Raw genomic sequence first — 21,276 nt, forward strand, 5'->3', positions numbered from 1 at the left:
CTCACCTCGCTTTCGCAAAAACATGGGAAAAACGGTCTCCGGCAATCACGCTGACTTCAATTCCCCGCGCTGTTACATACTCGATGGCCGCGCTTTCTTCAGGCGAGAGAGCGTCTCCCTTTTCTTTGATGACGAAAACGGCGGGCGCCTTGTCTCTCGCCGCGTTCCCCAAAACACGCGACAACTCCGGTGTCATGCGGCTTGTCATGATGTACTTTACAGTCTTGGCTATATCAGGGAGATGAAGTTCTTTCTCAAGCAGACTGTGAAACGGGTAAGAAGAATCACAATCAGCCAATGCCAAATGGTAAAAGAGCTTCCTCAAATGATCCTCCCCGGAGCGGACCGGAAAGACGGTTCGCTCTTTTCCAATGGAAACAAGTCCGGTATAAGTCCCGTTTTGAAGAGCCGCACGGACAACCGATGCCGTAAAAACAACGATATCTTCAAAAACCGGAGAAGGTGATCTGTCCATAAAAATGTACAAATTCCGGCCTTTCACCTGTTCAAATTCCTTTGTCATCAGGCTGTTCCGCCTTGCCGATGTCTTCCAGTCCACCCATGAAACACGGTCGCCGGGCTGATATTCCCTCACGCCTGAAGCCAGGTTGCTGTTTTGCCTCTGAAAATCAACCGCATGTCCGCCCTTATCGTCAAAACTGCCCGCGTTTTCGCGATATGTAATTTCTTGATATGAAGGCAGCACTAGAAAGGAGGTTTCAATTTGCAGATACACTTCCTTTTCCAGCAGCCCAAGCGGATCACCGGTGCGGATTCTGACCGCAGTCAGACGGTGATCGCCCCTCGGGACGGACGGTATCGTATAAACCATCTTGATTTCCTTCTGAAACCAGGGAAAAAGAAACGTTTTCGCCTCAGATAGATGACCGTTTTTCAAAAGCGAAGCCGGAAGGCAGTCTTCCACTATCAAAAACATCAGCGGAAACGGAAATTTTCTTTTTAGCGTAATGACGGCTTCAAATGGATCCCCGGCTTTCAACTGTCCACGGCTGAGCTTGCGTTCAGCCTCGAATGTTTTCAACGGATAGAAAGCAAACAAAACGGCGTACAACCCAAAGGGAAGAAAAACATAGAACAAAAACCAGCTGACAAATCCCCCTTGAAACATGGCATAGCTGAACGTCGAAGCCAATAGAAGAAATAGAACAAACAGCCTCCATCCGAACCCGAAACGACCGATGCGCTCTCTCATTATCTGCTCATCGACCTTCCTACGGGAACCTTCGTTTTAGCCATGATATCCTGAAGAACCGTCTCCGGCCGTTTGCCTTCAAATTTCGCCTCCGGCCGCAAGATCATTCTGTGCGGAAGCGTAAATGGCGCAAGATACTGAATATCGTCGGGAATCACATAATCGCGGCTGTACAAAAAAGCAAACGCCTGTGCGGCCTTCATCAGGGCAATTGAGCCGCGCGGACTGACTCCCAAATAAACGTCTGAATGATGTCTTGTTTGCTGGGTGATGTCAACAATATATTCCTTAATGGAACGATCCACATATACCGTTTCAGCCTCTTTTTGGAACGAGGCCAGCTCCTCCTTTGTAATAACCGGCTCAATTTGTTCAATCGGACGGCTTCTCTCCTGAAGGTCGAGCACCTGAAGCTCTTCGCGGACCGTTGGATAGCCCATTCGAAGCTTGAATAGGAAGCGGTCAAGCTGGGCTTCAGGGAGCGGATAAGTCCCTTCATATTCCACCGGGTTCTGTGTGGCCATGACAAAAAAAGGCTGGGAAAGCGGCATCGTCACACCGTCCACAGTCACGCTCCCTTCTTCCATCGCTTCTAAGAGGGCCGATTGGGTTTTGGGCGATGTGCGGTTGATTTCATCCGCAAGAACAATATCTCCCATAATCGGGCCTGAACGGTATTCAAATTCAAGGGTTTTTGGATTATATATGGAAACGCCTGTAACGTCTGAAGGCAATAAATCCGGCGTAAACTGAATTCTCTTGAATTCCGCACCGGTAGACTTCGCCAAAGTACGGACCATCATCGTTTTCCCCACACCTGGCACATCTTCCAAAAGCACATGGCCGTTTGCAAGAATGGCGGTCAGGCTCAAAACGGCAATATCTTTCTTTCCTACCATTACTTTATCAATATTTTCGGCTACTTTTCCCAAAACAGGATGCAGCGTTTCTTGGTAAGCCATCCTTTTCCTCCTCATGCGTACGGATCAAAATTGATTTAACTTTACGATAAACGATGTTCCGCAAGAAAACAACTAAATGGTTAAACTCTCTTTTTATACAATTAAAAATAACCTTTTCCAATCGAAAAGGTTATTTTACATCGTCTCTAAACGGTTCTATATGAACATGGGAATGAACGATCGAGTGCTCCTCCTGCATTTTCCTTTCAATTTCATCGGCGATATCGTGGCTTTCAGAAATATTCAGGTCAGGCCTGACTTCAACGATGACTTCAATATGAACGGCGCTTCCCAAATATCTCGCCTTCACATCCTTGATCCTGCCGACGCCGGGAACTTTTTGAATCGTTTCTTTATATGTCGAAATATCCTTTATATCAAATCCGTCCGTCAAGGAGTGGGCGGCCTCTTTAAAAATATCCCACGCCGTTTTGCAGATGATCAATCCGATGATAAATGCCGCAGCCGTATCGACCCAGGCAAGGTGAAACTGCGCCGCGAAAATGCCCGTAAACGTTCCGATGCTGACGAAAGCATCTGATCTATTGTCTGCGGCGGCCGCATAAAGCGCCTGGCTGTTTACCTTTTTAGCGAGCCTTTTATTATAGCCGTAAACCAAAAACATCACGGCCGCACTCCCGACCGCCGTCCAAGCCGCAATCATATCGGGAGTTGTTTCTCTCGGGTGAAAAAACATTTCACCAGAACTGTACAGCACCTCAAGCCCGACAACCATCATAATAAAAGAGGCGACGAGCGAGGCGATCGTCTCGGCCCTGAAATGCCCGTACGGATGGTCTTCATCAGGCGGCTTTTGCGAAATCCTGAGACCGATCAGCACCGCTAAAGATGCAATAATGTCCGTCGTGTTGTTAAGCCCGTCTGCCCTTAAGGCCTCGGAGTGAAACATATACCCGATCATCAGCTTAACAGCCGACAGGACAAGGTAAGCGATTATACTGACCCATGCCCCGGCTTCTCCTTTTTTTAATTCGTCATACCGTTCCATAAAAAGCTTCCTTTCCCATCCGTGTATTCGCTTTTATCATACAAAGCAAAACCCGAGTGAGTCTATAGAAACATGATTCACTTCTTGCAGAAATATAGTCGCAATAGAACTTTTTTTATTGAAGGAAACAAATTTCAGCCCGGCCAATCCCCGAAAAACCCCGGTACGGCAAGTTTTTTTCAAATCCCCTTACTCTCTCCGGCATGCCGCCGAATAAGGTTCGGATCCTTTTTCCGAATTATTTTTCTTTTTTACAAGCGAATTTTTTCAGAAAAACGTTAAACAATCAGAGACTGCCGACTATCCAGAGATCTTTCGCCAGACGGCAAAGTGACAGGAACAATCGCGTTTAACCTGAAATAGGCCGAAACACCTTGCAGAATCTCTGCAAGGCGTTTTGATTCAGCATCTTTTTTTCCTCCCCAGCAACACCGGGTATCTGTTCAAAAGAAGAATGCACGGAACCATGATCAGCAAGGTCACGGCAGTATACACGCCGCCCCACAATACGGAACCGTATGTCTCATCAAGGGAAACATTCATGAAATAATAGATGATGGCTTTTAACATCCGGATGACCGGGTAATGAAGAACGAGGATGATCAGCGAATTTCTGCCGAGGAATTGCAGAAGCGCCGCATGCTGCAGTTTAAAGCTTATAAGTATCACGCCGGCCGTTCCCAAACATGACGTAACGTAAAAGATCGCCATGTTTCCGTATTCATTCGCTCTCATATCCACTCTGACGTTTTGGCTTTGCAGAAAGCCGACCAGAATGAACAGAAACAATGACATGAGCAGCGTTTTGCGATGTCTGTCAGCCTTCAGCATATGCCTCAGAAAAAAACCGGCCGCATAAAAACCGAGGGCTGTCAAAGCGACCTCAATATTCCACGGAAGCTTTAATCCGAGATACTGGTAATTGATATAACCGAACAGACCGGATACCGTCACAACAAGGACAACATCGTGATCCTTCAGCGTTTTTTTCAACCAAAAAAACAGCATATCGACGATGAACAAGCATGTTAAAAACCATAGAGCAGGATTATGGGTCAGCATATAGCCGTCAGGAATGGAATAAAAAATCCCTTTAAACGGGACGATCGGATCAACATCCGAACTGCCGCTGAACTTGAAATGCCTCTCGACAAACAACCAATATAAATAGGCGATGACGGAAAAGATGAAGTACGGCAAAAGAAGAGTCTTCATTTTTTTGAGAAGGAAGGAAGAAAAGGTCATATTCTCATCGCGGTACACGACCCCTGACAAAAAGAAAAACAGCGGCATGTGAAAAGAAAAAATGAACGTTTTCAGCCATTCAGTTGTCGGTGTATGGCCTAACACGACCAGGATAATTCCCAGCCCTTTCGCCGCGTCAATCCAATCGATCCTTTTCGGCATCACCGGCATCTCCTTTCAACCCGCTTTTATCCCGCAAAAAAAGGGATCACACATAATGTATCATCGCCTCGTAAAAGAGCACCACCTTCTCCCCTCGCAAAACGCCATATTTAATCGTTTTGAAATATCCCGTTCATTCCCTTGTAAAACTTCGTCTTTATTATCATAAAAGGCTTCCGAAAAACAGGCTTGGACAGACGCCTTTACAGCGGCTTCCTCTGCATTTTTTCTCTCTCAGGCAGGAACCTAAACATAGGTCCCGTCTTATAATGTACTAATCTTTTTATCAGAACATAGAGGACAGGTGAAACATGAAACTTGAAAAATTTGTCGACCAGCTGCCGATTCCAAAAGTGATCAAACCTCATACAAAAAGCAAAACAAACACCTACTATGAGGTCACGATGCAGGAGTTTTATCAACAGCTTCACCGAGATCTGCCGCCTACCCGGCTTTACGGATATAACGGAAGCTACCCCGGACCTACATTTGAAGTCAAAAAAAATGAAAAGGTCGCGGTCAAATGGATGAATAAACTGCCGCATCACCATTTTCTTCCTATCGACCACACGATTCACCATGACGCCCATGAGGAGCATCAAGTCAAAACGGTCGTTCACCTTCACGGCGGAAATACTCCGGCTGACAGCGACGGCTATCCTGAGGCTTGGTATACAAGGGATTTTAAAGAAACGGGGCCGTTTTTCGAAAAGGAGGTTTATGAATATCCCAACCACCAGGACGCGACCGCCCTCTGGTACCATGATCACGCGATGGCCCTGACAAGACTGAATGTATATGCGGGCCTTGTCGGTTTATATTTCATCCGTGACAGGGAAGAACAGTCTTTAAACGTGCCAAAAGGAGAATATGAGATTCCCCTCTTGATCCAGGATAAGTCGTTTCAGGAGGATGGTTCATTGTTTTATCCGCGGCAGCCTGACGACCCTTCTCCAGATCTGCCGAATCCGTCGATTGTCCCCGGATTTTGCGGAGATACCATTTTGGTGAATGGCAAAGTGTGGCCCTACGCAGAAATCGAACCGCGAAAATACCGTTTTCGCGTTCTGAATGCTTCAAATACGAGGATATATGAACTGTATTTCGATTCAGGGCATGCGTTTTATCAAATCGGAACAGACGGCGGCCTGCTGCAGCGCCCGGCAAAAGTCGAGTCACTCACGATCGCCCCTGCTGAAAGATGCGACCTTATCGTCGATTTTTCGAATGCAGAAGGAAAAACAGTCACTTTGAAAAACCGGATCGGCTGCGGCGGAGAGGATGCAGACCCGGAAACCGATGCCGATATTATGCAGTTCCGCGTATCCAAGCCATTAAAACAAAAGGACACTAGCAAGATTCCAAAAATATTGAGAAAGCGGCCGTTTTTCCAAAACCGAAATATCAATACGATCAGGCGTTTGACCTTGGGGGCATCGCAGGATCAATACGGAAGGCCTGTCCTTCTTTTAAACAACACGAGATGGCATGCGCCCGTGACAGAGACCCCCGCGCTTGGCAGCACTGAGATCTGGTCGATCGTCAATGCGGGAAGGGCCATCCATCCGATCCATTTGCATCTCGTTCAATTTTTCATTCTTGACCACCGCCCATTTGACACGGAGCGCTATCAGGAAAACGGAGAACTGATTTTTACCGGCCCTGCCGCTGCTCCCCCGCCAAATGAAAGAGGACTTAAAGATACGGTAAAGGTTCCACCCGGATCAGTCACGCGCATAATCGCCACCTTCAGCCCGTACAGCGGCAAATACGTGTGGCATTGCCATATACTCGAGCATGAAGATTATGATATGATGCGGCCCCTTGACGTCACAGATTTTCGCATCCAATCATAAAAGCCTCCTTTGCCGGAGGCTTTTTTCATTTATAAAAAGCACAACGGATCAAAAAAAGCGGTCTTCCATCGTGTACAATAAAGGCAAGAAAACTCCGAAAGGCTGTGTCAAAGTGGACTATTACGAAAGAATTCAAAGCGCTGTTCATTTTATGGAAGAAAATCTGAAAAAGGAATTACCCATCACCGACATTGCTTCAAAGGCTTGTTTCTCACCATTCCATTTTCAACGGCTTTTTCAAGCGATTTCCGGTTTTTCCGTACGGGAATATATCCGCCGGCGGCGGTTGACTGAAGCCGCAAATCTGCTGAAGAAGACCAACCGGACAATCCTCGACATCGCCATCGACTACCAGTATGGTTCACAGGAAGCATTCAGCCGGGCGTTCGCCCATTGCTTCGGGATCACCCCGGCCAAATACCGCAGATCAACAATCCAACTGGATGGCCAGTCTATCATCAATTTTCTCGACCTGAAAACAAGCCTCAATGGAGACGAATCGATTCCCAAACCGGCCATCATGCACTTAGACTCCATTCCCGTCATCGGTTATGAATACCACACAGACCTGAACGATGAACAGTATTTTGAAGACATCCCCGGCTTCTACCACGATTTCGGAGCTAATGAATACTTTTTGAAGATCCCTGATAAAGCAGCGCCTGACATGTCATACGGCATATCATGCAATTTCCGGGATGAGGGCGCATTTTCATTTATCGTCGGCGAGGCGGTTCTCTCGTCGGCTCAAAATACCGAAGACCGGTTTGTCCACATTGAGATACCCGGCGGGAAGTACGCCGTGTTTGACGTAAGCGGGCCGACTGAACAGGTTCAAAACACAAGAAGGTACATCTATCGCACATGGCTTGCGAATGCGAACTATGAAAGAAGGGAAGGACCGGATTTTGAGGTGACTGATGTGCGCCGCTCCGCTTATCCGCATGACATGAAAATGAAAATCTATATTCCCATTACATAAATACCGGGAACCCATTTTGGATTCCCGGTATGTTCGCTCAGATTGCTTTCAGCGCTTCGGCGATCGCCGTTTCTCCGCTGAGCAGGTCAAATGAACGGCCGAATGTGCGCTCTTCAGTAAGTGCGGCGGCCACTGTGGCAGCTACGTCTTCGCGGGGAATCGCGCCCCGCTCCAGATTTTCCGCGGCTGTTATTTTCCCTGTGCCCGGCTCATTTAAAAGCCCTCCAGGACGGATGATCGTATATATTAAATCACTTGCTTCCAGTATTTTATCCGCATAATGCTTTGCGACATAATAAGGTTTTATCGCTTCGTTCCAGTTTTCCCTGTTGTGGGCCTGCAATGTGCTGACCATGATAAACCGTTTAATGCCTGCTTGTTGTGCGGCTTCAATCGTTTTTGCCGCGCCGTCCAGATCGACCAGCAATGTTTTATCATCACCGGTGTTTCCGCCTGATCCGGCCGTAAAGACGATCGCCTCACAGCCTTTTGCCGCTTCCGCAATCTCTTCCACAGTCCCTTCTAAATTGGCGAGCGCGCTTTCGACTCCGGAGCGCTTCAATGTCTCCGCCTGCTCTTCATTTCTGACCATCGCCCTGACCTGATGTTCGCTGCTTTCATGCAGCATGTTGGTCAGGTGCCGGCCAATCTGCCCATTTGCTCCGACGATGAACACTTTCATATCATCCTGCTCCTTTCGCTTCGGTTTCTTCTATTATTTCATTGTATGTATGATCCTTCAAACAGCCGGCCCACACGAATCCGGCAAAAAGAAAAGACCTCCCATCTCTATCATGGGAAGTCTTTTCTTATTCTATTCCGCCGATTTCGTTGAATGGAAAGTAGCGAAACTCGACTTTGCCGACGACGGAGGATTTTGAAACAAATCCAAAATAGCGGCTGTCTCTGCTGTTCTGCCGGTTGTCTCCCATAACGAAGAAACTGTCTTTCGGCACTTTTTCTTTGCCTGTTAAGTCTTTCAGGGTGAAATTATTTGTTAAATGTTCATCGCCCGCCAAGGTTTGCTTATTTTGTTTCAGATAAGGCTCATCATAGGTTTTTCCATTAATATAAAGGACATCGTCTTTCATCTCAATCGAATCCCCGGGGACGCCGATGACTCTTTTGACATAGTCTTCGTCAGCATCAGGGGCATGAAAAATAATCTTGTCAAAACGATGTATGTCGCTGATTTTACTGACCATAACCATATTCCCGTTTTGCAGGGTTGGAGACATTGAATCCCCTAAAACAGTTGACGGTGTAAACAGAAAATAGCGGCAAATAAATACAATTACCCCCGCAATGAGAAGCGTCCTCACCCATGACCAGATCTCTTTTTTTCTAGTATTCTTCATATTTTCTCTCCTTCATATCGATTATATCAGAATTTTGCCGCTTGGTATGCATTCTCTCTCATATCATACCAGACGGCTCGCCTTCATGCCGTTTCCGCGCTTCTTCGTTTTATGGTGAAAAATCCCGTTTTATTATACATTAGCGTTTCCTTGCAGAAAATCCTTTCATTTCCCCTGTTTTATTTTATAAATTTGGCAGAGCTATAGGCAAAAACCGTTATAGATGCACAGGCAAACTCATTCCGTCTGCAATACATTATCATAACCCAGATAAAGGTGGTGAGCGCCATGTACAACTACGATGAATACGACAATTACGATCCATACAACCGCAAGCCGAAACATACGCCGAAGACGAATGACACCAGTGAACAGCGTCATTCTGATGATCGCGACCGTTTCAAATGCAAAAGAAGAAAGTGTTTTTCTGATGATGACGATGACCGCTTTACATGCCGGAGAAAGAAGTGCTGAGAATGTTCATGAGAAGCCGATTCACACATGATAATCGGCTTTTTTCCATTTGATCGCTGGACGTCCGTGACGCCAAGTCAGCTTTGGAACCATCATCCAATAGCTGAATATGCTAATGGAAAAGGAGATGAAAAACAGCTATGAGCGTCCCTCACGATGTTCTCTGCTCGATGCCCCATGATCATGAACGTTCGCTGCATGATCTTTGCCTCAAGTATATGCATTACCACGTTGTGCTGAAACTGAAAGATGGGCGATCGGTTCACGGCATCCTTGAAGGGGCAAATCGCCGGGAAGCATCAGTCCTCATCCCGGAAAACGTAACCGAAGGAAGACAATTTTACGGGAACTTCAGATATCCGCTGAAAACATACTGCCGGTTCAGAAGAAGGATCTTCCCGTTTGCTCTGTTGACCGCATTATATCCATTTCCATATGATTGAGGGCTGACATCGGGCAATGAGCCATTCACCCAAAACATGTACGGATCGAATTGTTTGCGCAAATCAATAGCTCCATCAATTATCATATAAGAAAAAACAAACCGGGAAGGGAAATTGTGAAGTATTTAGAAATAATCGTTTTGTTCTCAAGTCCAGGCTTTATCCATTACATGATAACGCGGGGATTTTCTAAAACGATATGTGATGATCGCATTTGCTTTTTGTATCGATTCGCCCTTCCTTTGCCATACATAGCGAACAAAAAGATTTTTTATATTTTTAGCTGCCATTATATATTGGTTTCGGGATTCTGTATGTAATGCAAGATAGGCTTTTCACAAGATATGCTTTCTTTAACCATAGCCTGTACGAAAAACAATCAGCCGGCTAAGCTGTTTGAAAAACGCTTGCCGGCCGATGTCAATTCAAAACAGTAAAACCATTGATGATCCCGTTCGGTTTTTCCCATTCTTTGCTTACTTTTTTTGTATCGGTATCGTAAGCGAAAATCGTTCTAACCTTCGCTTCGTTTCCCGTTTCATCTTTCAGAAGCTTAGCTCCTTTTGCTTCGGCTAGGAAAAAGATTTTTTTCCCGTCTTTTGAAAACTGCGGCTGCGCCGAGTCGATCAATGTGAACTCCCGCCCGTCTTTAATGATTGGTTTATATTCTTTCGTCTCGACATCCAGCTTGCAGATCGCCGTTTTTTCGCCTTCTTCATCTGTTGCGGTAAAAACCGCCGTCTTCCCATTTGGCGAGATTGCGATATCATTAATGAATTTCGCTATCGTTTTTATGTCTTGATTCTGCTTCTCATCGGCTAAAGAAATGCGCATATTGGTCGGTTCTGGAGCGACTCCCTTGCTATTCGCCTCATCGGTTTTCTTATAATCTTCCTCCTCGGAATAGTGCAGGAGGACAAACTGGCCTTTATCTTGATTGTATTGATAGAAGCTTACCGTTTCATCCTTGTCGTTTAATTTCGGATAGATGGCGGTAAACGCCTTTGTTTTCAAATCAAATGATGCCAGATGAAAGTTTCGTTCAGCCGAGAGATTATAACGCATGTACAGTTTTGAGCCGTCTTTTGACAAGGTTAGCTCGTCTACATATTCATCGCCTGAATGCAGCGTCGTTTTTTTGCCTGTTTTCAGATCCAGTTTGATCAAACGCCGTCCGCTGCTCTTGTCCAAATTTGTATAGTATAGGATTTGATGTTTGCGATCCAGCGCCATAGCAGGATAGTCCGTCATTTTTTCTTTGTAAAGCACTTTCTGATTTTCATAATAAGAGGTCATTAATTTTTGATCTGTAAAGGACACGAGAAGGTCTGAACTGCCTGCCTCTTTTTGCTCCGTTTTTAATCCGGAAAAACGGAACACAGCAAAAACCCCTGCAGCTAAAACGATTCCCGCCGCCAAGATTATCATTATTTTTTTCATGTTCTGATCTCCGCCAATAGAAAGAAGCAAGAAAACATTTTTCTTGCTCCATTTCGTTTATTTTTTATAAGTATAATGTCCTTTGACCTTGCCTTTGCTTGTTGAAAATCCTAAAGCTCTGAAGGCTTTCGGACTTACATCCAAAACAGCGCCGGGCAGTCTGCCGACATCGTATTTATATACCGTAATCACTTTTTTAGGTTTTGCTTTTGAATAAGCTCTTATTTTTGTGCCTTTACGCGGAACGTCAAAACCCATTTTTGTAGCACAATCCCAATGACCGAGCCTTTTTCCGTCAGCGCCGATTTTTCCCACTCCATTGTACCAAGTAATATAGCCGCTGACTTTTTTTGTCTTAGCGCTGGCTTCACCGGCAAAATTAAATGCCAACAGTAAACTCGCCGCTAAAACAAAAACTGAAAAGAGTATTTTCTTCATATAAAAATATCCTCCATGTGCTGGGATTTTTTTCTGACATAGAGATTATACCGTGTTTCATAGACAAGCTCTTTTACAGTTTCTTTACGTTTGGAATGCAAATATTACATATTCTAAGCCCTTCTTCGATTAAAAGCGGTGAATTTTTCATATCCTTACTATAAAAATTGACCAGTTTCTATCTTGGTGGTATTTTTCCCTTTAACCTGTTTTAACGTCGCTACGATAAGAAAGCTGACAATCACTAATAACAGCCATGAACTCACCTTTCCTAGATGAACGAGACTCCATGCATCGGTTTGGTTTGGATATTCCCACGCCCCAAAAAACGTTGCAATATTTTCGGCTATCCAGATAAAAAATCCGATGAGCCCAAAAGAAAGTGCGAGTGGCATACGGTAACGAATTCCATTAACCTCATATGTAACCCATGATTGCCAAAAGACGATCATGACAAGTCCAGATAACCACCAACGAATGTCAATCAAATAATGGTGGGTAAAAAAATTTAAATAAATAGCAGCGGCAAGAGGTACGACTACCAAAAACGGCGGCCACTTCACCAGTTCAACCTTAAGCCTCCTCCACGCCTGGCAAAGATAACTAGCTACACTTGCGTACATGAAGCCGCTATACAAAGGCACTCCAAAAATTTTGAAATATCCTTCCTCCGGATAAGACCAGGAGCCCATATGTACCTTGAAAAGTTCAAGAGCAAGTCCAATAAGGTGAAACAATGTGATCACTTTTAATTCATCCCGTGTTTCAAGACCTGAACGCACCATCAACCACTGCATGAGAACACAGATGATGAGCAGCCAGTCATACCGTGGCAAGAAGGGAAGAGGGATGATTTTTGTAAGAGCCAAAGAGGCAAAAATAACGACAGGAAACAAACATGATAGGGCCTGCTCCCAACCAAAACGAACGAGTTGTTTTAGTGCTCTCATGATTTGTGCCTCCATAGGTTTTTTCTGAATATTTGCAATGTTTGCTTTAATGGACTAAGAATTATGCGGAGAGGATCATTCAGCCCCATTTTCCTTTTCATGATAAATATTTCTGATTTATACATCCCTTGTGTCTTCATCACTTTGGTATTCCAAAATATCCCCGGGCTGACATTCCAAAGCCTTGCAAATCGCCTCTAAAGTTGATAATCGAATGGCCTTTGCTTTTCCATTTTTCAATATAGAAAGATTAGCCATCGTTATCCCAACCCTCTCCGAAAGTTCTGTTACGCTCATTTTCCTTTTAGCCAGCATCACATCAATATTGATAATAATTGCCATGTTCATCACCTCAGACCGTTAAGTCATTTTCTGTTTTTATATCAATCGCTTCTTTTAACAGTTTTTGAAGAACAGCAGCAAAGACTGCAATCACCATTGAAGCAAAAATAATGACCAATCCGATGACTATGATACCCGGGGCGTCGTCTATCTCCGCCACGAGATAAAAAAGCGGCATGCCTGCCACATACAAGATGCTGATTGTGTTCGCACAGTATTTGATATTTTTTAAAGCTCTTACAGAAATTTTAGAGAACGCTTTGTTCTTATCAATATAGCTTAAAAGTTGAAACGCTTGATAAAGAGCAAAGTAAAAAGGTATCGCCGTTACATACAAATAGATGAAAACGAGATATTTTATATAAGCAATATTGGGAAGTAATTCTGCTGTATAATTGGCTATCTTAGGCACCAAAAAAATGCATAAAGCAAGAATTGGAATTCCAATAAGAATAACAGCTATCTTTAAGAAGAGTGTTGACACTCGTTTCATAAAAAGCACCTCACTTATTTGTTGTCGATTTGAATTTAGCATATTATTTATCGTTTTACAATAAAAAAATATTGAAATGGATCATTTTATTATTGTTATGTTGTGGTCTTTTTCATTTTAGCCAAGACAAAATTCGTTCTTACGGTAATGCTCTACAATGTAAAACTTGTGCAGCCAACTGAACCGTTGAACAACAAGAAAAAAGCATGCCGCAACAATTAGTTCGAAGTTCAATGTGCCTTGGATCACTAAATCCAAACGATTTTTCAATTAAAAATTCTGTCACTGGGATTCAGTGAGCTCGGGGAATTGTTTTTAGGTGAGTTTACAAAAATGCCAGACAGTGCGCGGGGAATCTTTAATACTTACTTGAAAACTAATCTGAAAAGCACAGAAATAAGAGGCAGTAATCGATATAAAAATTGACACTTTCGCCTGTTTTGCTCGTATAAAAGGAGAAAAACAGATAGACAGGATGATAAAATATGACAAAATTCAAACTCACTTCTTTTACTCTCATGATGTTTACCGCAGCCCTTTTGATTTCCGGCTGCGACGACAGCGGTGAAGACCGTTCTCAAGAAGCCGCCAAAGACAAATCGCTGAAAACATATGATCTCGTCTGGTTCGATTATCTGAATGACAGCGAATCTGACAGCGCCCCGGAAGTCAAAGTCTCCTATATGGAAAACGGCAAGCAAAAAACGAAAACATTTAAAAAATATGTGGAGAATGTGGAAGATATCGAACAGCCTTACATCAAAATGCGGAATGATGAAGTGTTCATCTACAGGCCGCCTTACATGACATACGACCAGAAGCCGCTTGAAGGAGTCGTGAAAGACAAAATAGAACAAAAAAGCAGTGATGATCAACAATGAAGAAAAAGACGCTATTGCTGATGCTCGCCGTTTTATTCATGTTTACAGCAGTATGGGCAGATAACGCAGAAGCTGTAAGCGGGACAAGCTCGTCAGGGGGAAGGTCTGCAAACACATCAGGAAAAAGCTCTGCCGGCAGCCGGGCGGCTTCGGTTCATAAAAATGCGAGAAGCTATATGAAAAACGCCGCAAATAAAAGCAATTCGGCGAAAAATTTCACTAAAAACAGAGTTTCGAACAGTCTGCAAAGAACATTGCCTGCAAACGCCCTGTACAAGAGAAGCGTCAAACAGACAATCAATCAAAATCCCGCAGGCACGTCTTTTTTTAATTATTATTTTCCATACTGGATGATCTTTCATTCACATGGATATACAGCCGAACAAAAAAGCATGCTGCAAAGTATCGGAGTGAGAGAAAAAGAGATTGCCAAACCGAAGGAAAACAGATACTGGCTGATCATTGAGGATCAAAGCGGAAAGCAGCAGGCCGTCCTCGTCTCAAAAAAGCAATATGACAGCGTGAACAAAGGAGATCGCATCAAATTGCGCCATAAACGTCTGATCAAAGAAAAAAGCTGATTGAAACAAAGTGTTCATCAGCTTTTTTCAGACTGGTCAAAAGCATACACTATCGAATCCGCAACCGGCCTGTAGCCGATTTCCGCGTAGATTTTATTGGATGTCGGATTGGCTTGATCGGTGTACAAACTGCAAAATGAGACCCCTTCGTCCAACAGCGTCCGGCTGAGGGCCGCCACACATGATGTTGCATAGCCTTTGTTTCGCCGGTTTTTCGGTGTAAACACAAGGTTGACGGTGATGCCGTTTTTCGTCGGCCTCGATTTTTGAGCCATTGAAACAGCCTCCCCACAGTCCTCCCATACATAAATTGAAGCTTTATCAATCCCCCGGGCGGCCATTTTCTTCGCCTTTTCATGCCCGAGGCCGTCATGGAAAGCCTCTTCTGAAAACGAATGTATCCAATCGGTGATCAATTCCAGATCACGCTGATCCGCTTTTCTTAAGCTTCCTGAACTCAGAGAGACGTCATTGACGTTATCGAGCTGATAAATGGTTTGCTTCATCTTGACCCGCGTCTTCCTTTTCCATGCATCTGCAAAAGCTTTGGCAATCGCGGGCTGCCCGATGACGCCCGGCGGCCTGATTCCCGCCTTTTTTATATACGCGGCCAGTTCACCTGCCGCTTCGACCCGGCGTTCGTCTCCAGCCAAAATCAATTCACCTGAAGCCATAACTGCCATCAGCTGAATTCCCTGTTCATTTTCCGCTGACAGCAAAACGGCTTCAGAGTCTTGCTGTTCCCGCAGATGATACAAAAGCCCAAGCGGCAAATTGTTGACTGCTTCATGCTCTAAAAGCGCATGCTCGGCATGCCGAAGAAATTCTTCGGGACAGCTGAATCTTTTGACTTCCACGTTGATTAAGCCCCTTTCTGTTTCTTTACTTTCATTAAAGAACAGCTTTACGTTTGAAAGCAAGGGGCATTTTCTGTCGCCGTCCCCAATTATCGTTCCATGCGCCGCTTCCAGCCTTCATACAGAAGGTCAAACGACAAATCAGACGTTTGCCTGACAGAAAGGTCTGCTTCATGCATGGCGCGTTCATTCCCGACTCCTACGGCAAACATCCCCGCTGATTTGATCGAGGCGATCCCGGCTTCGGCGTCTTCTATACCTGCACAGTCCACAGGGGATACGCCGAGATGCCCGGCAGCCGCCAAAAATATTTCAGGATCGGGCTTTCCTTTTTTAAGACTTGCCGGATCGACGATGACATCAAAGACGTTGATCAGGTCCAGCCTTTTTAAAATGGACGGGGCATTGCGGCTTGCCGAAGCTAAAGCGATTTTGATCCGTTCTTTTTCCAGTTCACATAAGAGACGCCCGATTCCGGGCAAAAGATCGCGGGGCGTAATGTTGTCTATCAGTTTTTGATAATATTGATTTTTCATTACCAAGAGATCCCGCTTTGCGGATTTTGAGTATGTCGCTGACAATCCGCCATGGTCCAGGATGCGTTCAAGCGATTCCTCCCTGCTGATTCCTTTCAGCCTTTCATTAAAGTCCCTGTCAAATGGAATATGCAATTGTTCAGCGATACGCTTCCACGCGAGAAAATGCAGCTCAGCCGTATCTGTTATGACTCCATCCAAATCAAATATGACCGCTTTCACTAGTGACGGCCCTTTCCAGTGCTGATGTATATGACAGCATCGTATGGATTCAGCCGGATATGTTTCGGTTCATCCTCTTGGCGGCAGTTGGAAAGCAGCACTTCCCACTGGTCACCAAGCAGTTCCGAAGGCGCTTCACACACAGCTTCTTCTTCTGACAAATTCACTGCGATGAAAAGCTTTTCGCCTTCATACTCGCGGGTATAAGCGAATATTTGCGGATCATCCCCGAGCAGCAGCTGATAATCTCCGTAGACAAACACCTTGTGCTGTTTACGTAATCGAATCAGCTTCTGATAATAGTGAAAAATCGAATCCGCGTCGGCCAGAGCTTCTTTCACATTGATTTCTTTATAGCGGGGATTTACCGCAAGCCACGGCTCGCCCGCCGTAAAGCCGGCGTGTTGGCTGTCGTCCCATTGCATCGGCGTGCGCGCGTGATCCCTCCCCTTCTGGCCTACCGCCTTCAGGAAATCTTCCTCTGTCATCGTTTGATTTTCAATGACCAGCTCCTGATAGGCATTTTTGATTTCAAGATCCTCATACATGTCCAACGGGAAATCGCTGTTGACCATGCCGATTTCTTCTCCCTGGTAAATATAAGGCGTTCCTTTCAGACCGTGAAGAACCGTTGCGAATGCTTTGGCACACTGCTTTCGCAGAGACGCGTCATTTCCCCAGCGCGAAATGACCCTCGGCTGATCGTGATTTTCAAAGTACAGACTGTTCCAGCCCACATCCATCAGAGCAGTCTGCCACCGGGTCAGCACCTTTTTCAAAGCGATCAGGTCAAACGGTTTGAATTGCCATTTCCCATTCGGCGACCCCTGTTCCGTATCGATATCCATATGTTCGAATGTAAAGATCATATTCAGCTCATTCCTGCTTGCATCCGTATACCTTTTCGCTTCTTCCACGTCTGAGCCATTCGCTTCGCCGACTGTCATACAATCATACTTTGACAGCACTTCCCGGTTCATTTCCTGAATAAATTCATGAAGGCGGGGACCGTTTGAATGATATGGACCGACGATATAACTGCGGTGTTCGTTTGTCTCATAATCCGGGAAATCAATGTGTTTGGAAATGGACCCGATCACATCCATCCGCCAGCCGTCAACGCCTTTATCCATCCAATATCTCATCAGATCGTATACTTCCCGGCGGACGGCTTCATTTTCCCAGTTTAAATCAGGCTGCTTTTTTGAAAAGTAATGCAAATAATATTGACCTGTCCGCTCATCAAACTCCCAAGCCGAACCGGAAAAGATCGACCCCCAGTTATTCGGCTCTCTGCCGTCCGGCTTGGGATCTTTCCAAAAAAAATACTCGCGGTATGGATTTTCCTTCGCCTTTCGGCTTTCCATAAACCATGGATGCTCATCTGACGTATGATTCACGACCAAATCCATGATGATTTTCATCCCGCGTTGATGGACCTCATCTATTAACTGACACATATCTTCGTTTGTCCCAAACTTTTCGTACATCTTTCGGTAGTCCCGGATGTCATAGCCGTTGTCATCCTGCGGAGAGTCAAAAACCGGGCACAGCCAAATGACATCCGCCCCGAGATATTTGATATAATCCAGTTTTTGAATGATCCCCTGCAAATCTCCGAATCCATCGCCGTTAGAATCATAGAAGCTGCGCGGATAAATTTGATAAACGACAGCTTCTTTCCACCATTCACCCATCGGTTGTCCTCCTTTCGCATCGGCCGTTCAGCAAAATCGGTTCATCGTATACGGCCAGCTCGAACGGCTCTCCTTTCAACAGTTCAATAACGGTTTTTTCCTCTGTCACATTGATGCTGATTAATCGGCCCCGAAAATTGATGGCGAACGTATAGCTGTCCCATTCTTTCGGCAGAAACGGAGCAAATGACAGCGTCCCGTTCAAGACCCGCATTCCTGCAAACCCCTGCACGAGGGCGAGCCAGCTCCCCGTCATTGATGTAATATGAAGCCCTTCTTCCGTGTCATGATTATAATTGTCAAGATCAAGGCGGGCTGTGCGCTTAAATAATTCAAGCGCTTTCTTTTCCATTCTGAGTTCGGCTGCAAGCACCGCATGGACGGAAGGTGAAAGGCTAGATTCATGAACGGTCATCGGTTCATAAAATTCGAAGTTGCGCCGTTTTTCTTCCAATGTAAAACGGTGATGAAAAAGATAAATGCCTTGCAGAACGTCCGCCTGCTTAATAAAACTGGAGCGGAGAATTTTATCCCATGACCAATGCTGATAGAGCGGCCGTTCAGCCGGATTCAATTTGTCCGCCGTTTGCAGGTCTTTGTCCAAAAATGTATCATGCTGGATGAAAATATTCAGTTCTTCACTGTATGGATAGTACATCCGCTCCATGATATCCTTCCATGTCTCCATTTCATCTTCCCGTACATTCAGCTGTCTGCGCTTTTCCGCCGGAAGGGTTGCGAGGTTTTCAAGTGTGTATTCAAGCGTCCAAGCCGCAATCAAATTCGTATACCAGTTGTTGTTGACATTGTTTTCATATTCATTCGGCCCCGTGACGCCGTGGATCATATATTTGTTTTTCCGCTTGGAAAAATGAACGCGGTCAGCCCAAAACCTGCTGATTTCGACGAGAACGTCTATCCCGTATTCCCTGATATACGCCCGGTCGCCCGTATAATTGACATAGTTGTAGATCGCATAGCAAATGGCACCGTTGCGGTGAATTTCTTCAAAGGTGATCTCCCATTCATTGTGGCATTCATCACCTGTGAACGTCACCATCGGATACAGGGCGCCCTTCAGGCCCAATTTGGCGGCATTGCGTTTGGCGGCCTCCAAATGGTGGTAGCGGTACAAAAGCAGGTTTTTCGTCACTTCCGGATCTGCGGCGGCCAAATACATCGGAACGGCGTATGCCTCAGTATCCCAATAAGCGGCCCCTCCATATTTTTCGCCTGTAAATCCTTTCGGCCCGATATTCAGCCGTGAATCTGCCCCATAGTATGTTGAGAACAATTGAAAGATGTTGTAGCGGACGCCTTGCTGAAGTTCATCATCACCTTTAATTTCTATATCCGCTTTTGTCCACCTTTCCTTCCATTGTTCAGTGTGCCTCCTTCTCGCTTCTTCATAGCCCTGCCGGAGAATACCGGCCAAAAGCTCCCTGCCTTTGGTGACAAGCTCGGTCTCGGGAAAATCGCGGGAAGTGGTCACAATAATAAATTTTTTCAGCGAAACCTTTGTTCCAGCCTTTGTTTGATAGGTGTAGCGGTTTTCCGCATACATGCCGGCTGTTTGAAAGCTTTCATCGGCAAAGCCTTCTGTAACGTTTGCCATTGCGGCAGAAACGGTAAAACGCGGCGTTCCAAATGGATTGTCAATCGTTTTTGCCACTAAATGGCCTTGGTGGGAAGCAGCTCCCTTCGCTTCTTCCTGCCAAAACCTTTCCTGATAGTTGGCGTCTTCATTTGCGACATTTCCGTCCAGATAAGGGACAAGCGTGATGACGGCGTCATCTGTCAGGCACTCTGCTTCATAATGAATCGCGCAAAGCTTGTCGACGGCAATGCTGAGAAATCGCTCCGAGCTGATCCTGACGGTTTTGCTATGAATGCGGACAACCGCGCTTCGCCGTAAAATCCCTTCTTTCATATCCAGTTCTAACTCAAACGATTCGATCTCGTTTTGATAGAGATCGACTTTTTCACCGTCGATCCATACATCAATGCCGATAAAATTCATCGCGTTAATCACTTTGCCGAAATATTCAGGATAGCCGTTTTTCCACCAGCCGACACGCGTTTTATCAGGAAACCACACCCCGGCGATATATGTGCCTTGATGGGTGTCTCCTGAATAGCTTTCTTCAAAATTGCCCCTGATTCCCATATAGCCGTTGCCCAGCGAAGTCAGACTTTCCTGCAGCCGTTTATGCTCCTTTTCGAATGTATTCGTTTTGATTTTCCATTCATCTATCTCAAATAGCCGCTGATTTGCCATGGTTTCCTCCTGACTGTAGTTTCCCGTTATGGTGGCGGGTTTTGTACAAATGCCTAAATGTAAATGAAATCATCAAGATGACGCCGCAGGAATGGATCAACAGCACGGCCGTGAAGTCAAAATGGATTAAACCGGCCGTTGCTGCGGCAAAAACCGGAACGGCTGATCCGCTTACCGCAGCTGCGGCTGCTTCCTTGAACGACGCAATGCCGGACATGTTTGATGCTTTTGTGATCCATATGCCTCCTGCGATGACAGCCGTCAACACCAGCTGGATGATGAATATCGCCGAACATGCCAGCATCATGATCATCGGTTTATACTGAGCAAACCACAATCGCCCGATAAAAGCCTCCATATCGGAGATGTCCAGCTTTCCGTCCTTTTTGCCATAGCGGACGGAAAATCCCGTCCCGTTTTGATCACTGATGATCAGATGATCAGGCTGAAAGATGACGGCGTTTTCATAGCCGTTTACCTTGAGACGCCCATTCTCACCGCTTATGTTGTACTCGCGCTTCATATCGACCGCAAGCAAAGTCCGTCCTTTTTCGATCCGATAAAAACTTTTCCCGCCGGTCAGCTTTCCATTCGTTAGTTGATAATCTTTTAATTGGCCGGCAAATCTTTCATTGCCGGCTTGAATGGCCGACGGCATGAGGGATCCGATATGGAACCGATCCATTTTCAAAAATGAAATGGTAAACGGCACCATTAAGCAAGACGTCAAAAAAACAAATAAAAAAAAGATTTCGAACCAGCTGAATGTCTTTCTGTAACGGCAGACGCCGGCCGGCGATACTGCCGCTTTAAGAAATCGGGCCATAAAACGATCATTCTGCAAAGCTTTCATTGGC

22 protein-coding genes are annotated in these 21,276 nt (G+C 45.4%); 6 read left to right on the top strand and 16 right to left on the bottom strand.

All coding sequences use genetic code 11. The annotated features are described in order from the left end of the window. Position 1 precedes the first annotated feature (1 nt). The 4 genes from BTR1S_RS10745 to BTR1S_RS10760 form a co-directional block, all read right to left on the bottom strand. Positions 2 to 1,213 (bottom strand): DUF58 domain-containing protein, encoded by a 1,212-nt coding sequence (locus BTR1S_RS10745; protein WP_029419907.1) that lies wholly within the window; start codon positions 1,211 to 1,213, stop codon positions 2 to 4. Beyond that, a complete protein-coding gene (locus tag BTR1S_RS10750; protein WP_006637317.1) occupies positions 1,213 to 2,175 on the bottom strand; it encodes an AAA family ATPase in 963 nt (320 codons plus the stop codon). The genes BTR1S_RS10745 and BTR1S_RS10750 overlap by 1 nt, the downstream gene beginning before the upstream one ends. Before the next feature lie 130 nt (positions 2,176 to 2,305). Next, entirely contained in the window at positions 2,306 to 3,184 is an 879-nt protein-coding gene (locus BTR1S_RS10755) for a cation diffusion facilitator family transporter (protein WP_006637316.1), read from the bottom strand. A 402-nt stretch (positions 3,185 to 3,586) separates the two neighbouring features. Further along, complete coding sequence (locus BTR1S_RS10760; RefSeq protein ID WP_006637315.1) at positions 3,587 to 4,591, bottom strand: acyltransferase family protein; 1,005 nt, start codon at positions 4,589 to 4,591, stop codon at positions 3,587 to 3,589. Positions 4,592 to 4,902: 311 nt separating this feature from the next. On the opposite strand from BTR1S_RS10760, the gene BTR1S_RS10765 reads away from it, so the two are divergent. Then, on the top strand, positions 4,903 to 6,447 hold the full coding sequence (locus tag BTR1S_RS10765; RefSeq protein WP_006637314.1) for a multicopper oxidase family protein: 1,545 nt from the start codon (positions 4,903 to 4,905) through the stop codon (positions 6,445 to 6,447). A 112-nt stretch (positions 6,448 to 6,559) separates the two neighbouring features. Beyond that, positions 6,560 to 7,429 (top strand): AraC family transcriptional regulator, encoded by an 870-nt coding sequence (locus BTR1S_RS10770; protein WP_029419908.1) that lies wholly within the window; start codon positions 6,560 to 6,562, stop codon positions 7,427 to 7,429. A 37-nt stretch (positions 7,430 to 7,466) separates the two neighbouring features. On the opposite strand, the gene BTR1S_RS10775 is transcribed toward BTR1S_RS10770, so the two are convergent. Next, the gene (locus BTR1S_RS10775; RefSeq protein ID WP_006637312.1) at positions 7,467 to 8,111 is read right to left on the bottom strand and encodes an SDR family oxidoreductase; all 645 of its coding nucleotides are present in this window, start codon (positions 8,109 to 8,111) and stop codon (positions 7,467 to 7,469) included. A 127-nt stretch (positions 8,112 to 8,238) separates the two neighbouring features. Beyond that, complete coding sequence (lepB, locus tag BTR1S_RS10780; protein ID WP_006637311.1) at positions 8,239 to 8,787, bottom strand: signal peptidase I; 549 nt, start codon at positions 8,785 to 8,787, stop codon at positions 8,239 to 8,241. Positions 8,788 to 9,075: 288 nt separating this feature from the next. On the opposite strand from lepB, the gene BTR1S_RS10785 reads away from it, so the two are divergent. Next, positions 9,076 to 9,261, top strand: a complete 186-nt coding sequence (locus tag BTR1S_RS10785) for a hypothetical protein (protein WP_081605356.1) — start codon at positions 9,076 to 9,078, stop codon at positions 9,259 to 9,261. 140 nt (positions 9,262 to 9,401) lie between these two features. Continuing rightward, positions 9,402 to 9,704, top strand: a complete 303-nt coding sequence (locus BTR1S_RS10790) for a hypothetical protein (RefSeq protein ID WP_006637310.1) — start codon at positions 9,402 to 9,404, stop codon at positions 9,702 to 9,704. Positions 9,705 to 10,124: 420 nt separating this feature from the next. On the opposite strand, the gene BTR1S_RS10795 is transcribed toward BTR1S_RS10790, so the two are convergent. The 5 genes from BTR1S_RS10795 to BTR1S_RS10815 all read right to left on the bottom strand — a co-directional run bounded on the left by BTR1S_RS10795 (position 10,125) and on the right by BTR1S_RS10815 (position 13,367). Beyond that, a complete protein-coding gene (locus tag BTR1S_RS10795; protein WP_029419910.1) occupies positions 10,125 to 11,144 on the bottom strand; it encodes a hypothetical protein in 1,020 nt (339 codons plus the stop codon). A gap of 57 nt (positions 11,145 to 11,201) precedes the next feature. Then, complete coding sequence (gene walM / locus BTR1S_RS10800; RefSeq protein WP_006637308.1) at positions 11,202 to 11,582, bottom strand: cell wall metabolism protein WalM; 381 nt, start codon at positions 11,580 to 11,582, stop codon at positions 11,202 to 11,204. A gap of 158 nt (positions 11,583 to 11,740) precedes the next feature. Beyond that, on the bottom strand, positions 11,741 to 12,532 hold the full coding sequence (locus tag BTR1S_RS10805; RefSeq protein ID WP_006637307.1) for a DUF817 domain-containing protein: 792 nt from the start codon (positions 12,530 to 12,532) through the stop codon (positions 11,741 to 11,743). 117 nt (positions 12,533 to 12,649) lie between these two features. Next, entirely contained in the window at positions 12,650 to 12,874 is a 225-nt protein-coding gene (locus BTR1S_RS10810) for a helix-turn-helix domain-containing protein (RefSeq protein ID WP_006637306.1), read from the bottom strand. A gap of 10 nt (positions 12,875 to 12,884) precedes the next feature. After that, complete coding sequence (locus tag BTR1S_RS10815) at positions 12,885 to 13,367, bottom strand: DUF2975 domain-containing protein (protein ID WP_006637305.1); 483 nt, start codon at positions 13,365 to 13,367, stop codon at positions 12,885 to 12,887. A gap of 485 nt (positions 13,368 to 13,852) precedes the next feature. On the opposite strand from BTR1S_RS10815, the gene BTR1S_RS10820 reads away from it, so the two are divergent. Both BTR1S_RS10820 and BTR1S_RS10825 read left to right on the top strand, forming a co-directional pair. Further along, on the top strand, positions 13,853 to 14,248 hold the full coding sequence (locus BTR1S_RS10820; protein ID WP_006637304.1) for a hypothetical protein: 396 nt from the start codon (positions 13,853 to 13,855) through the stop codon (positions 14,246 to 14,248). Beyond that, positions 14,245 to 14,829, top strand: coding sequence for a hypothetical protein (locus BTR1S_RS10825; RefSeq protein ID WP_029419911.1), 585 nt, complete (start codon positions 14,245 to 14,247; stop codon positions 14,827 to 14,829). Before BTR1S_RS10820 ends, BTR1S_RS10825 begins: the two co-directional genes overlap by 4 nt. Before the next feature lie 17 nt (positions 14,830 to 14,846). Here the strand turns inward: BTR1S_RS10825 and BTR1S_RS10830 are convergent, their stop codons facing one another. The 5 genes from BTR1S_RS10830 to BTR1S_RS10850 form a co-directional block, all read right to left on the bottom strand. Then, a complete protein-coding gene (locus BTR1S_RS10830; protein WP_155910222.1) occupies positions 14,847 to 15,686 on the bottom strand; it encodes a GNAT family N-acetyltransferase in 840 nt (279 codons plus the stop codon). Positions 15,687 to 15,775: 89 nt separating this feature from the next. Further along, on the bottom strand, positions 15,776 to 16,444 hold the full coding sequence (gene pgmB / locus BTR1S_RS10835) for a beta-phosphoglucomutase (protein ID WP_006637301.1): 669 nt from the start codon (positions 16,442 to 16,444) through the stop codon (positions 15,776 to 15,778). Then, positions 16,444 to 18,141, bottom strand: a complete 1,698-nt coding sequence (locus BTR1S_RS10840) for a glycoside hydrolase family 13 protein (RefSeq protein ID WP_061781675.1) — start codon at positions 18,139 to 18,141, stop codon at positions 16,444 to 16,446. Before BTR1S_RS10840 ends, pgmB begins: the two co-directional genes overlap by 1 nt. Next, positions 18,134 to 20,419 carry a glycoside hydrolase family 65 protein gene (locus tag BTR1S_RS10845; RefSeq protein ID WP_029419850.1) on the bottom strand — a complete coding sequence of 762 codons (2,286 nt, stop codon included), beginning with the start codon at positions 20,417 to 20,419 and terminating at the stop codon, positions 18,134 to 18,136. Before BTR1S_RS10845 ends, BTR1S_RS10840 begins: the two co-directional genes overlap by 8 nt. Next, positions 20,397 to 21,272: a DUF1189 domain-containing protein gene (locus BTR1S_RS10850; RefSeq protein ID WP_029419849.1), complete on the bottom strand. Its 876-nt coding sequence runs from the start codon at positions 21,270 to 21,272 to the stop codon at positions 20,397 to 20,399. Before BTR1S_RS10850 ends, BTR1S_RS10845 begins: the two co-directional genes overlap by 23 nt. Positions 21,273 to 21,276 lie beyond the last annotated feature (4 nt).

Origin of the sequence: Bacillus sonorensis NBRC 101234 = KCTC 13918 (genome assembly GCF_001592005.1) — a bacterium.
GTDB classification, from domain to species: domain Bacteria; phylum Bacillota; class Bacilli; order Bacillales; family Bacillaceae; genus Bacillus; species Bacillus sonorensis.